The organism is Ferrimonas aestuarii, from assembly GCF_005116665.1.
Taxonomy (GTDB): Bacteria; Pseudomonadota; Gammaproteobacteria; order Enterobacterales; family Shewanellaceae; genus Ferrimonas; species Ferrimonas aestuarii.
In genome coordinates this window covers 86,080-99,952 of record NZ_SWCJ01000006.1, presented here as the reverse complement: position 1 = coordinate 99,952, position 13,873 = coordinate 86,080, and the positions used below count along the sequence as shown (strand labels likewise).

The following is a 13,873-nucleotide window of genomic DNA, read 5'->3' as shown; positions in this document are numbered from 1 at the left end:
GCCATCATGTTTAACCAGTGGCGTAATCGAATTGAGGGTGACCTCAAGGTTCTGACCAGTACGGTGCGGTCGCGACTGCTGGTCTTGATGTTGTTGCCGGTGCTGCTGACCTTGGCCAGTTTGGTGTTTGTCACCATCTACTGGAACGTCTCCTACACCGGTAGCCAGCTGTTTATGAAGGTTCGCGCCGATTTGGGGGTGGCCCAAGGGTTCGTACTGGAGCAGTTGGATGACCAAGAGCAGGCCCTGTCTCAGGTTCAAGAAGCGTGGCAACTGAAAAGCTTGCTGAGTGCCAAGAGTGAGCACCGCGCCGCCATTTCGCAGGTGCTGGAAAGTAACCGCATCGCCATCGGCCTTGATTTTCTGCGCATGGTCAGTGCCGAAACCATCGCCACCGATCCCCACCTGAAACACTTGATGCCAAGCGCCAATGCCAGAGCTAAGTCAGGCATTCAGGTATTGGATCGCGATGCTTTGGGTCAGCTCAGTACGGCGCTGACCCGTGAAGCGTTGATGCCGCTAAAACACACCGCCATGGCTGGGGAGCCGACGAAGGTCAGTGAAACCCGAGGCATGGTGATGCGTACCCTGTCTAAGGTGCAGGATACTCAGGGTAATGTGATCGGTTATCTGGATGGTGGTGTGCTGCTGAATCACAACCGCAGTTTGGTGGATGGCATTCGTGACATGCTCTATGCGCCCAACACCTTGCCAGAAGGCGCCATCGGTACCGTAACGCTGTTTCTGGACAACATCCGTATCAGCACCAATGTTCCGGGCCAGCTGGAAGAGGGGGGGCTTGGGGACGAACGCGCCGTAGGCAGTTTGGTATCCGAGCAGGTACGCATGGAGGTGCTGGAAAAAGGCCGCGTTTGGATCGATCGCGCCTTTGTTTATAACGATTGGTACATCGCCGCGTATGCGCCGCTGTTTGACGTTAGCGGCCATCGCATTGGCATGCTCTACACCGGCTTTACCGAAGCGCCTTTTGTTCATAACTATCTGCTGAATATTCTTGAGCTGGGCATCATCCTGTTGTTGGTGTTGTCGCTGTCGGCGCTGGCGGTCTACAAAGGCGCAACTGGCTTGCTGCAGCCATTGGATCGCATTCATAGTGTGGTTAGAGCCACCCAGCGAGGCGAAAAACGTCGCATCGGTAATCTGGGGCTGGATGACGACAACGAGCTGTCGCAATTGGCGAAGCAGTTTGACCAGATGTTGGATCTGCTGCAGCAGCGCAACCGTGAGATCAAACAGGCGGCGGAGCAGCTGGAGTTTAAGGTAGAGGAGCGTACCCGTAGCCTGAAACGCAAAACCAAGCAGCTCAAAGAGAACTTACAGCTGTTGGAAGAGACACGTTCGCAGATGGTCACCAACGAGAAGCTGGTGGCCTTGGGTGAGCTCACGGCGGGTATTGCCCATGAGATCAATAACCCCACCGCGGTGATCTTGGGCAACATGGAGTTGATGCGATTTGAGCTCGGCGATCGTGCCGAAGATGTGGAAGAAGAGATCGATTTGGTGCTGCAGCAGGTACAGCGCATCAAAGCGATCATTCAGTCTTTGCTGCAGTACGCTCGCCCCGGTGATTTTGATGCGCCGCTGGAGCGTCAGAGTATTGGCCCCATTGTCGAAGAGATGCGGGTGCTGGTACGTCACTCCATTGAGAAGCAGGCCATCGATGTGGATCTGGATCTGCAGTCAGATGCCACCGTTGTGGTTAATCGTCAGCAGCTGCTGCAGGTATTGATTAATTTGGTGATCAACGCCAGTCACGCCATGGAAAATGCCGGTGCCATTCGTGTTTCCAGTCAAAATTGGTTTGATGACAATGGCGAAGTGAAAGGGGTGAAACTGGCGGTGGCAGATGAAGGCGTCGGCATTAAGCCTGAGTTACTGTCGCGCATTTTCGATCCCTTCTTCACCACCCGCAAGACCGGTACTGGACTTGGTTTGGCTTTGAGTTACGGCATCATTCGCCGCTTTGGTGGGGTGATTGAGGTGGAATCGACCTTAGGGGTGGGCACCACCTTTACCATCAGTTTGCCGTCGGAGGCACCGCTGAATGAAGATCAGCAGGCGGTGAACCTCAAGGGGATTTTGTAATTCCTGCGGTTTTTACACATAAACAGCGTAACCAAAAACGCCGCACGTAAGCGCGGCGTTTTTTGATATCACTAAAGGTCACTAGGGCCTAGTTTGGGCTCCAGATGATCTTGCCACAACCAGAGAGATCGTAGCCGCCCAGTTTCTGGGCAAAGGCTTGGGTGTCCGGTGTTTGCATCAACTCGAACAACTGCTGCAGCAGGTAGCGGAAGTACACCCCTTGCGGCATCACCAGATCGAACGACTCTTTCCCCAGAGGGATGAAGGTGAGACCAAACTCCCCTGCAATGCCTTGGCAACCCATGCCAAACTCTGCTTCACCCCGGGCGATCATCCCCGCCAGTTCGCGTTCGCTGTAGGCGGTGGTGACCACGTTTAGATCGGTACTGGTGCGCTGCATCTGGGTCAGCCAGTTATCGAAGTGATGACGAGCACCGGCACCGGGTTGGCGGGTAACCCAGCGATATCTCAGTGCCAAGCTCTCTTTGAGGTCATTGCACAGATGTTGGTGGTCGCTGCGCATCAGGATGCCGTAATCACGGCTGCAGCAGTGCACCATCACCCATTGTTTGAATTGAGGGTGGCGTTTTATGAGTGCGGTATGACGCAGGTTACGCTCGGCCTCATCGCCCCAATGCAGGGCACACACGTCGGCGTGACCTTTGGCCAATTGCGACAGACCCAGTTGCGAGCCGCTGGAGCAGTAGTTCACCAAACCCTTGGATTCGATACGACGTCCGAGGCGGTTGATCACCCATTGCAGTAGGGGGTCATCACTGCCGGTGATGATCAATCGGTCGCTAAGCATGCCGAAGTGACAGGACTCCATCACCCAGCGGTCGATCATTGGTTTTGGAAATAACCATTTGCCGGTCACCTTGGTGCCGGGCAGCTGTTGTTCATTGGCCATGGCGTAGACTTTTTTCTCGTTGAGATCGAGATATTCAGCCACCTCTTTGGCGTTCATGAAAAGGTTATCGTGCTCTCTGCTCATGAGTTTGCCTCATCAAATTCCATATTCTCGGCACCGTTGTACACCAGAAAGTGACGGCCCTTGGCGCGAGAGACCAAGGTGATGCCTAATTGCTGTGCTAGCTCCAGACCCATTTCGGTAATGCCAGAGCGAGACACCAAAATTGGGATGCCCATCTTCGCCACCTTGATCACCATCTCTGAGGTGAGTCTACCTGTGGTGTAGAAGATAAGATCATCGCCTTGCTGTTTGTTGATAAACAGCTCGCCAGCCAGGGTGTCGACGGCGTTGTGACGACCAATGTCTTCCACAAAAGAGAGAATCTTGGCCTCACGGCAGACCCCGCAACCGTGTACGGCGCCGGCATTTTTATAGGTTTCGTTGTATTCGCCCAGATTTTTCAGCAGGGCGTAGACGGTGGATTGCTTCAGACTAACTTGGGGTAGGTTGATCTGATCCAGGCCCGCCATGAAGCTTCCGAATACCGAACCCTGACCGCAGCCAGAGGTGACGGTTTTCTCTTCCAGCTTCTGTTCCAGCCCTTCGGTGGATTCAGAAGTAATAACCGCAGCTGAGTTTACATCCCAGTCGATAATAACAGACTCAACCTTATCAATGTCCGTGATAAAACCTTGGTTTTTAAGGTAACCCAGTGCCAATTTTTCGGGACGAGCCCCCAAAGTCATCAGGGTCACGATCGGCTTCCAGTTCAGGTACAGCGTGAGGGGGCGCTCACAGGCGATCTGTTTTTCCACCGGTTGACCGGCGGCATCGATGGCCACCACGGACTTAGTCAGAGGGGCATCGCTTTGGGTTCGGCTAAACTGAGGCATAAGCATCCAACATAAAATGGGTGAGTGCAGTACCAAATGGCAGGGTGCTGCGAGTATTTGTAAATATTTAAGCAAAAACCATTCCATTACTATAGACGGTGAGTTGTGACTCAGATCACCAGATTGAGAGCAAAATGACCCAATCGCATTTTGCTCTATGGACAATTTGTCCCTAACCTTGAAGTGGATGTGATCTCGCTCATGAAAAACCGCTCTTTTTATAGTGGAATGGTTCTTGCTAGGAATGTTTAAGAGCAGAATTTACTCAGTCAACCAGCACGAGGCGTCGATGCAACGTAGCGAGAATATGTGGCCGCTGCAGGTCAAGCTAAAGTCGAAACAAGTCACCATGGGTCGTTGGACTCAAACCCAGTGGGAGGTGGACCAGCTACTGCCGGCAACCGCCGATGCGGTTGAAGGCGCCAGTGTGGTTGGCTTGGAGTTGTACAAAGATGAACGTGCCAACTATCGATTGAATTTGGATCTGGATAACCCCTTGCTGTTCGTGGTGTGTGACGAAGGTGAAGATGGCTTGCCTGTTCCCATGTTCGTGACTGCTAACCAGAACATCGCTGCGGGGTGCCTGGAGAGCGATCAGCCGGTGTTCACCTATCCACTGCCAAAAGCGGTTGGCTGCTGGATTGAAGCCTACATCACTCGCCATGGTGAGCAGCAGATCAGTGCCCACCGTCGTAAGCACATCGACCTTCGTGGCGAATTGAAGCAGAAGCGAGATAAGCGCGATGGCTAATTCGAAATCTGGCTTGTTTTCCCGTTGGCAGCAACGCCTGACTAAGGTCAAAGAGGAAGAGCAGGCACAGCAGATAGCTGAGCAAGAGGCGCAAGAGCAGCAGAAACAACAGCTTGCTCAAGCCGAAGCGGAGTCGGTTGAAACCGAAGATGCGGAAGCGCAGCAACAGCAGGAGCTGCCTGACCCAGAATCCATTGAGGAGGGCGGCAGCTTCGCCGACTTTCTCAAAGAGGGCGTTGACCCCACGAAGAAAAAGCAGGCGTTACGAGCCTTGTGGAGTCAGCCCCAATACAACATTACCGATGGCATGGCGGAATACGCCCTGGATTACAGTAATCAACCTAAGTTGACTGCTCAGGCGGCCAAAGAGGTGGCTAAGCAAGTATTCCGCCATCTGGATGCCAAATTGGAAGAGGAACGTAAGCAGCAGGAAGCGGAGCAGTTACGTTTAGCTCAGCAACAACAGGCCGAGGGACAAAATGACCCAGCCGCTGATGCTGAGCCACCGGCTATTGAGCCTTCCGATAGTGAAGAGCAGGGCGATACTCGCCAATCATAGTCAGATTTAAATGAGCTTGTCTTGACCGGCGCCGACAGAGTGCTGGCAACGACACCCAAAACAGGAACGCATTGTGAGCAATACTCAAACTGCTGTCGCCGCTCAGGCAAAGGCTCAGGTTCAGATGTTGGAGAACCTGATCCCACAAACGGTCACTTATACTACTGCCGGTCACCTTTTGATCATCGGTGCGGAAGATGCCATTCGCTTAGCCGCTGCCGATCTGGATGGCATGGCCAGCATCACTCTGGTGGCCACCGACGCCATCACCAGTCAAGATGAAGCCCACCTAGCTAAGGTGATGGAAGCGGTGGAGAAAACCGAGTCCGTTCCCGCGTATTACAGCAAGCAGGTGCAGGTAAAAGGCTTTTTGGGTCAGTATCAGGCCCACATTAAAGATGAGCAGGGTAACCACCTAGAGTTAGCACCTGCGGCGGTTCGTCGCCCTCACTACGATCTGGTGTTGGATTTAGGTCAGCAGCCAAGCCTGAGCTTAGAGCTGTTGCCACCGGGTTATTTCCACGTTCAGGATGATGCCGACAAACTGGCCGGTGCCTTGGCGCAACTGCCGCACTTAGTGGGGGAGTTTACTAAACCCCGTTACGTGAAGATCAACAGTGACATCTGCGCCCACTACGGCAGTGGCATTGAAGGCTGCTCTCGATGCTTGAACTTCTGTCCTGCGGATGCCATTTCGACTACCGGTAAGGCCATTGAAGTGGATCACAACCTGTGCCACGGTGCGGGCAGTTGTTCCAATGCCTGCCCAACGGGTGCCATCAGTTATGATCAGCCTGCACCTAAGGTGTTAGCGGATTACCTGAAGCGCCTGATCAGCAAATATATTGAGCTGGCAGACAACCGTCCGGTTATCGTATTCCACGATGAAACCGCCGGTGACGAGGCGCTGAAAGCCTTGCAGAATCTACCCGGTGCGGTATTGCCTGTGGCGCTGGAAGAGGTTGCTGTTGCCGCATCTGATGCTTGGATGTCAGCGCTGGCTTGGGGCGCACGTCAAGTGTTGGTTCTGACTACCGAACAGACCCCAGCTACCTTGATGGCTCTACTGCAGCGCGAACAGAAGTTTGTGGCTGAGCTACTCGACGCCATCGGTTTGAGTGACCGCGTTGAGTTGATTGCCACCACCGAGCTGGATAGTTTGGCAGCCAAAGTGGAAGCCAGTGCCCAGTGGCCGGAGTTGGCCATCGCGGCTTTCCCGTCGGAATTGGCCAAGCGCGATGCTTTCTACAACGGCTTGGATCACCTTAACGGTTGCGCCAACGGCATCAGTGATGAGCTTAAGATTCCACACCTGCCATACGGCATGGTCGAGGTGGACATAGACAAGTGTACCCTGTGTCAAAGCTGCTCCGCCCTGTGTCCTACCCGAGCGCTAAAAGATGGCGGTGACCTGCCTGCACTGAACTTCACTGAACAGGCTTGTGTTCAGTGTGGTCTGTGTGAAAAGGGCTGCCCTGAGAAAGCCATTACCATTAGCAGCCGAGTTCTGCTGGACCGCGACCAACGTCAAGCGCAGCGCGTATTGCATCAAGAGGAACCTTTTGAGTGCATTCGCTGTAGCAAGCCGTTTGCGACCAAAGCGGTGATCACTAAGATCACGGCTCAGATGCAAAATCACACTGCCTTCGCCGGTGATGCCATTAAACGTATCCAGATGTGCGAAGACTGTCGCGTTAAAGACATGTTCGAAGACGTGATTAACGATCCTGAAAAACAGCTACGCGTTTAAGCGAGGACTTTTTTATGACAGAACAACAGCAACAGCGCGTAGTGACTGAACTTCAGCAATTTCGCGCCGACATCTATCAACTGATTGCTGGCCTGCTGCGTGATGCACCATCGGTGGAGCTTTTGGCGTTTCTGAGTGAGCTTGAAGTCAGTACCGATGAAGACAGCGGCATGGTAAAGGCATGGAGCGGTTTGAAATTGGCGGCTCAGACCTACAATCAGGAATCGATCACTCAAGAATACACCGATCTGTTTATCGGCCTTGGTCACGGTGAAGTGATTCCATACGCCAGCTGGTACATGACCGGTACCTTGATGGATACCCAGTTGGTGCAGCTGCGTCAGGATCTGATCCGTTTGGGTTTTGCCCGCCAGGACACAGTTAAAGAGCCGGAAGATCACATTGCGGCTCTGTGTGAAGTGATGGCAGCCCTGCTGCTTGAGTCGCCACAGCATCTGCAGTTGAACTTCTGGCAGAAACACCTAGCTCCTTGGGTAAATAAGTTGGCTGGCGATATGGTTAATGCTAAAGGCAGTGCGTTTTACGCGGCCGTGGGTACCTTATTGCTGCAGTTCTTTGCTCAAGAGCAGGATGAGTTTGCAGCGCTGACTTTGGAAACGCCAATTCAGTAACAAACCTTTCTAGGTAAAGCGCGCTGGTTTCTGAAAGCCTTGGTATCAGGGCTTTGGGGCCAGCGCGCTTTTGCTTTCTAGGGGAAAAAGCGAACTTTGCAGGCTGTTCTATACTGAGCAGTTAGCAGTGTTTCTCATCCTATCCCTTACTGACACCATGGAGGTGTTATGAAGTCTAGAGAGCAACAACGGCGCAGCTTATTGAAAGCCTTGGGCGTCGGCAGTTTCACCCTGGTTAGCGGCACCGCAATCGCATCATCCCCCGTCGTCGTTAAACCGTCCTCCAACAAGCAAACCCGCTATCAAGCGACGGATCATGTTCAATCTTACTATCAGACCTTAAAAGACTGAGGGAGAGACGAGTATGAAACTAACGGCAAAAGTCCCCAATAGTGCAGTCACTCCTAAGTCGTCCATCGATCGGCGTCAGTTCCTGAAGCGGGCGGGGATCACCACCGGTGGTCTGGCGGCGGTTTCCATGTTGGGCGGCGGCATGATTAAGCGGGTGGAAGCATCCAGCGCCAAAGGTACAGGCCCGGTGGACACCAAGCGCACCATCTGCTCCCACTGCTCCGTGGGTTGTGGTGTGTACGCGCAGGTTCGCAATGACGTTTGGGTGGGGCACGAGCCTGCCTTTGATCACCCCATCAGCCGCGGCGGACACTGTGCGAAAGGTGCGTCACTGATTCACCACACTCATAGCGAGAAGCGGGTGAAGTACCCCATGAAGTTGGAGGGGGGAAAATGGAAGAAACTCAGTTGGGATGAAGCGATCAATCAGGTAGGCGACCTGATGCTGAAGATTCGCCAAGAGTCTGGCCCAGACAGCATCTTCTTTATGGGCTCGGCCAAGTTCTCCAACGAGGGCTGTTATCTTTACCGTAAGTTCGCGGCCATGTGGGGCACCAACAACATCGACCACTCGGCGCGAATCTGTCACTCCACCACGGTTGCCGGGGTAGCGAATACCTGGGGCTATGGTGCCATGACCAACTCTTACAACGACATGCATAACTGTAAGAGCATGATCTTCATCGGTTCTAACCCTGCCGAAGCCCACCCTGTCTCTTTGCAGCACATTCTGATCGGTAAAGAGCGCGGCGCCAAGATTGTGGTTGTCGACCCTAGGTTCACCCGTACCGCGGCTCACGCCCATGAGTACGTGCACATCCGCCCAGGTACCGACATCCCATTCATCTATGGCTTGTTGTGGCATATCTTTGCCAATAACTGGCAGGACGATGATTTCATTCGTCGCCGGGTATGGGCCATGGATGACATTCAGGCTGAGGTACAAAATTACCCGCCCGCTGAGGTGGAGAACATCACCGGCGTTCCAGAAAAACAGATGTATGAGGTGGCCAAAATGCTGGCGGATAACCGCCCAGGTACCATTGTTTGGTGCATGGGGGGAACCCAGCATACCGTTGGTAATGCCAACACCCGAGCTTACTGCATCTTGCAGTTGGCACTGGGGAATATGGGTATGTCCGGCGGTGGCGCCAACATCTTCCGTGGTCACGACAACGTTCAAGGCGCAACGGATTTAGGCCTGCTGTTTGATAACTTGCCAGGCTACTACGGCCTGTCTGATGGCGCTTGGAAGCACTGGTCTCGGGTGTGGGAGCTGGATTACGACTGGGTGGCCAATCGCTTCGATCAAGGTACCTACCTAGGCAAGAAGCCGATCAATGCGGCTGGCATTCCCTGCTCCCGTTGGCACGATGGGGTGATGGAAGACCCAGCTAAACTTGGGCAGAAAGACAACATCCGCTTGGCCTTCTATTGGGGGCAGTCGGTGAATACCGAAACCCGAGGTCGAGAGGTGCGCAAGGCGTTGGAGAAGATGGATGCGGTAGTCGTGGTTGACCCCTATCCAACCATTGCCTCGGTATTGGCGGATCGAAAAGATAACGTGTTCATTTTGCCGGCCTGCTCGCAGTTTGAAACCTACGGCTCGGTTACCGCTTCCAACCGCTCGATTCAGTGGCGTGACAGGGTGGTTAATCCGGTGTTTGAGTCCAAGCCGGATCACGAGATCATGTACCTGCTGGCCAAAAAGCTCGGCTTTGCGGATCAGTTGTGTAAGAACATCAAGGTCAATGGCACCGAGCCTCTAGTAGAGGACATCACCCGAGAGTGGAACCGAGGCATGTGGACCATCGGCATGACTGGCCAATCTCCTGAACGTCTCAAGGTGCACCAGCAAAACTGGAACACTTTTAGCTTTGAGGATCTGGCGGCGCCAGGGGGACCTGCAAAAGGCGATACCTACGGCCTACCTTGGCCATGTTGGGGCACGCCAGAACTGAACCACCCGGGGACTCACATTCTGTATGACACCTCTAAGAACATCATGAAGGGCGGCGGTAACTTCCGAGCTCGTTTTGGTGTTGAGTACGAGGGTGAGAACCTGCTGGCGGACGATCCCGGATCTCTGGGGAACGAGCTTGGCGGTGGTCACCCTGAGTTCACTGCCGACATGCTCAAGCAGCTGGGTTGGTGGTCAGATCTAACCCCAGCGGAGCAGCAAGCAGCCGAAGGACGCAACTGGAAAACAGACCTCTCTGGAGGCATTCAGCGAGTGGCGATGATGCATGGCTGTATCCCTTATGGTAACGCTAGAGCTCGCTGTAAAGTGTGGACCTTCCCTGATCCGGTACCGGTACACCGCGAGCCGCTGTACACCGTGCGCCGAGATCTGGTGAAGAAATACCCCAATATTGATGACCGACAGGTTCATCGTCTGCCAACCCTTTATAAATCGATTCAGGACAAGGTGATTGCTGAGGACTTGGATAAGAAGTTCCCACTCATCGTGACCACCGGTCGATTGGTTGAGTATGAAGGTGGTGGCGAAGAAACGCGCTCCAATCCGTGGCTGGCTGAACTGCAGCAGATCATGTTTGTGGAGATGAACCCCGCCGATGCCGCCAGTCGAGGCATTAATGAGGGCGATAAGGTGACGCTGCACTCTCCTGAGGGGGCGGTGATCCACATCCAAGCATTGGTGACCGAGAGGGTGCCTGCAGGCGAGTGTTTCATGCCGTACCACTTCGCCGGTATTTTCGAGGGCGAAAGCTTGGTGCCTCGATACCCTGAAGGCACAGTGCCTTACATCCAAGGTGAGTCTGCCAACACTGCCATGACCTATGGCTATGACCCAGTGACACAGATGCAGGAAACCAAAGTGTCCATCTGTCAGATCAATCGGGCTTAAGGAGGCTTCATCATGGCAACAATGAAATTTCTTTGTGATACCAAACGCTGTATCGAGTGTAATGGGTGCGTGGTGGCCTGTAAGAGCAAGAATGACTCGGCAGTGGAGTGGGGCATTCAGCGTCGTCGGGTTGTGACCATCAATGATGGTCAGGTGGGTAAAGAGACCTCCATCTCCGTGGCTTGCATGCACTGCTCTGATGCGCCTTGCATGGCGGTATGCCCAGCGGATTGCTTTGTAAAAACCGAAGACGGCCTAGTACTGCACTCTAAGGAGAAGTGCATCGGCTGCGGTTACTGCTTCTATGCCTGTCCATTTGGGGCACCGCAGTTTCCGAAGAAGACGGTATTCAGTTCTAAGGGCAAGATGGATAAGTGTACTTATTGTGCTGGCGGTCCCGATGCCGAACCTGGCTCTGAGAAGGAGATGGAGCTGTACGGGGCAAACCGCATTGCTGAAGGTAAGCTGCCGTTCTGTGCTGAGGTGTGTGCGACTAAGTCGTTGCTGGCTGGTGATGCGGAGCAGATCTCAGAGATCTTCCGTCAGCGTGTGGCACAGCGTGGCGCAACCAATGCGGGCTGGGACAGCTAAGGAGCAGTTATGAGATGGCTAAGAGTAACCTTGGCGATGTTGCTGCTCTCTTTTGGCACAGCATACGCTGCGGATAACGCCGATGAGCAAGCTGGCAAAGCGTTGATGGCGGCGCAAGCCGCTGAACTGCAAGCCGCTGAGGGGCAGGGAAACAGTGATGAGCTGAACCCTTTGTGGGTGTCGGTCAAAGAGGGGGTTGAGGGGCGAAGTTCGTCCCAAAGCCCCGGGGCAACGTCGCTGATCAACTCCTACGACCCGAAGTGGCTGCATACCCGAAGTGAGGTGACGGCGCCGATATTGTCGTTGGCGCTGTTCGGTGTGATTGTCATCTTCGCCCTGTTTGTGTTGGTCAATGGGCCGTCCAAGCTGGCGGCAGGGTTTTCCAATACCATGGTGAAGCGCTGGCCTAAGGCCGATGTGATCATCCACTGGGTGATGGCGATTCCCTGTTTGCTACTGATCATCACCGGGTTAATGCTGCTGGCGGGGCGCTTTGTGTTTGCGGATTGGATTGGTCCTGAAGCGGTCGCCGCTATGGCGGCCATGGCCAAGCCTATCCATGACTACATGGCGTTGCCGTTTGCGGTGGCTGGGATACTGGCGATGATCCGCTGGATGAAGCACAACTGGCCAGCCAGCTATGACTTGAAGTGGTTTGCCAGTGTGGGTGGGTACATTAATTTTGGCCCATTTAAAGGCAAACACCCGGATGCGGGCTTTTCCAATGCCGGGGAGAAGCTGTGGTTTTGGAGTTTCACCATCTTTGGTTTGGTGGTGATTGGCTCAGGCCTGTTGATGCTGTTCCCAACCATCTTCGAGCCGAGTCGAACCACCAGTCTGATTGCCATCACCCTGCATGGTGCCGCAGCCATTGTGCTGACCGGTTTTACTGTGGTGCACATCTTCATGGCAACGGTATTGTCAGAGGGAGGTATGGAGTGCATGGTGTCGGGCTACTGTGATGAGAATTGGGCCAAGCAGCATCACAACGTGTGGTATGACGAAATTAAAGCCGAAGGCAGCATCGAGTATAAGGCCACCTAATCGGCATTAAATGTAAAACGGGCTCTCTATTTAGAGAGCCCGTTTTGTTATTGGGAGATCGCCAGCCGCTGATAGTGGTAGTTATCAAAGAATGGGCTTCGAACTCCCTCTTGATTGCCTTGAGTAAATCGACGGTTTTGATGGGTGCTGTAGTCTATTCGGCTGCCATAACCGAAGGTGATAATGCTTAAACCATAAATCTCAGATTGTTCAACTTTTTGCTCAACTTCGTTGGGAAAACGTAGGTCTGGAATGGTGCCTTGTAGAGGGCCGTAGATGTCGATATAGAGGTTGTTCTCCCCTGAGACCGTGAAGGCTACTTCACTGTCATTATTGCTATAGGGGGCAAAGTTGTAACTGATTCCAGTATTGCCCGCTGCGACACTGAGTAGCAGTTGAGCTGCATATTGTTGGAACCCTATCGCATCGTTGCTATAGCTTAACTGGACATTGTTGGCACTGTCGATCCGGTTACGTTCATGGCTGGAATAACGACCGTATTCAGTTAGGTTATCAAAGGCGAAATAACCACCGAAATTATCTGGGTATAAGCCTGGGAAAAAATGTAGGTCATACAGCGTCGACATTGAGTTCCACAGCACTCTGCCGGAGTTGGTTTCTGCAAAGCTCGCAAAGCTATCTGCATCACCCAGACCTAAGAAGCTAAACGGCTGACTTAAATTCTGTTCGCCATCTAACGTTGCTGCATCGAAGGTATAGATATCGCCGTCTCGGTAGTCTGCAATGTTAACTTCAACGAGCGCAGCTCTGGGCTGAGGAAGGTCTTTGGCTATGACTTCCAAAGAGTAGGTTCCCGTTTCCCCATGACACCATTGGGCTTCATGGAAGTGACTGGGATCGGTCGTTCCATTGACAGTAATTTTGGTGCCGCCATTCTGACTAGAAAGGGATGCTGTATCGATATAGATAGATTTACAGCCACAGTTTTGGCTGTTGGAATCGTCACGACCATAAATGGTGGTTAACCCTTCTGCAGTGGAGTTTAGGTAGCTGGCAATGTCTGGCTGGGTCTGACCGTTGCTGTTGGTTCTCCAGTTAATGGTGCTTAAGTGGTGCGTACCTGAAGGCACTTCAGCTTCAATTTTTCCCGCAGAGTCCGCATTAGCCACATTGATGATTGAGCCGTTCTGGGCATGAAACACCACTAGCGCATCCGTGGCAGGAGAGGTAATACCGCAACTATTGTAGCTGTAGGCTTGAATATTGATTGTTTGTGCTGGCGGCTGACCGGTATTGGCTCCGGTGTCGCTACTGCTGCTGCCGCCTCCACCGCCACAGCCTGAAAGAATAGCCGCTGATAAGGATGCGGTAATTAAGGCTAGCTGTTTCATTATTAACTCCTTTTTATAATAGGAGGCAAAGGGTAAGTCATTAATAATGGTGAGAGAAGGGA

General features: G+C 53.2%; 12 protein-coding genes. 9 read left to right on the top strand and 3 right to left on the bottom strand.

Annotation, left to right across the window (positions count from 1 at the left end; all coding sequences use genetic code 11):
- Positions 1 to 6 precede the first annotated feature (6 nt).
- Entirely contained in the window at positions 7 to 2,106 is a 2,100-nt protein-coding gene (locus FCL42_RS10585) for a sensor histidine kinase (protein ID WP_136863388.1), read from the top strand.
- Positions 2,107 to 2,194: 88 nt separating this feature from the next.
- On the opposite strand, the gene FCL42_RS10580 is transcribed toward FCL42_RS10585, so the two are convergent.
- Together FCL42_RS10580 and FCL42_RS10575 are read right to left on the bottom strand one after the other, a co-directional pair.
- Positions 2,195 to 3,100: a helix-turn-helix transcriptional regulator gene (locus FCL42_RS10580; protein WP_136863387.1), complete on the bottom strand. Its 906-nt coding sequence runs from the start codon at positions 3,098 to 3,100 to the stop codon at positions 2,195 to 2,197.
- Entirely contained in the window at positions 3,097 to 3,912 is an 816-nt protein-coding gene (locus FCL42_RS10575; RefSeq protein WP_229359836.1) for a formate dehydrogenase accessory sulfurtransferase FdhD, read from the bottom strand. The genes FCL42_RS10580 and FCL42_RS10575 overlap by 4 nt, the downstream gene beginning before the upstream one ends.
- A gap of 289 nt (positions 3,913 to 4,201) precedes the next feature.
- Here FCL42_RS10575 and FCL42_RS10570 point away from each other — a divergent pair, with 289 nt between their 5' ends.
- From FCL42_RS10570 to FCL42_RS10535, 8 genes are all read left to right on the top strand, one after another.
- Positions 4,202 to 4,663, top strand: coding sequence for a DUF3305 domain-containing protein (locus FCL42_RS10570; RefSeq protein ID WP_136863386.1), 462 nt, complete (start codon positions 4,202 to 4,204; stop codon positions 4,661 to 4,663).
- Positions 4,656 to 5,222 (top strand): DUF3306 domain-containing protein, encoded by a 567-nt coding sequence (locus FCL42_RS10565; protein ID WP_136863385.1) that lies wholly within the window; start codon positions 4,656 to 4,658, stop codon positions 5,220 to 5,222. Before FCL42_RS10570 ends, FCL42_RS10565 begins: the two co-directional genes overlap by 8 nt.
- A 70-nt stretch (positions 5,223 to 5,292) precedes the next feature.
- Entirely contained in the window at positions 5,293 to 6,972 is a 1,680-nt protein-coding gene (locus FCL42_RS10560) for a 4Fe-4S binding protein (protein ID WP_407644372.1), read from the top strand.
- A gap of 14 nt (positions 6,973 to 6,986) precedes the next feature.
- Positions 6,987 to 7,604, top strand: a complete 618-nt coding sequence (locus FCL42_RS10555; RefSeq protein WP_136863384.1) for a TorD/DmsD family molecular chaperone — start codon at positions 6,987 to 6,989, stop codon at positions 7,602 to 7,604.
- A gap of 168 nt (positions 7,605 to 7,772) precedes the next feature.
- Positions 7,773 to 7,955 (top strand): formate dehydrogenase, encoded by a 183-nt coding sequence (locus FCL42_RS10550; RefSeq protein ID WP_136863383.1) that lies wholly within the window; start codon positions 7,773 to 7,775, stop codon positions 7,953 to 7,955.
- 13 nt (positions 7,956 to 7,968) lie between these two features.
- On the top strand, positions 7,969 to 10,824 hold the full coding sequence (locus FCL42_RS10545) for a formate dehydrogenase subunit alpha (RefSeq protein ID WP_136863382.1): 2,856 nt from the start codon (positions 7,969 to 7,971) through the stop codon (positions 10,822 to 10,824).
- Positions 10,825 to 10,836: 12 nt separating this feature from the next.
- Positions 10,837 to 11,415, top strand: coding sequence for a formate dehydrogenase FDH3 subunit beta (gene fdh3B, locus FCL42_RS10540; protein ID WP_136863381.1), 579 nt, complete (start codon positions 10,837 to 10,839; stop codon positions 11,413 to 11,415).
- Positions 11,416 to 11,424: 9 nt separating this feature from the next.
- Positions 11,425 to 12,459 (top strand): formate dehydrogenase subunit gamma, encoded by a 1,035-nt coding sequence (locus tag FCL42_RS10535; protein ID WP_136863380.1) that lies wholly within the window; start codon positions 11,425 to 11,427, stop codon positions 12,457 to 12,459.
- Positions 12,460 to 12,506: 47 nt separating this feature from the next.
- Here the strand turns inward: FCL42_RS10535 and FCL42_RS10530 are convergent, their stop codons facing one another.
- The gene (locus FCL42_RS10530; RefSeq protein ID WP_136863379.1) at positions 12,507 to 13,811 is read right to left on the bottom strand and encodes a hypothetical protein; all 1,305 of its coding nucleotides are present in this window, start codon (positions 13,809 to 13,811) and stop codon (positions 12,507 to 12,509) included.
- Between the last annotated feature and the right edge of the window lie 62 nt (positions 13,812 to 13,873).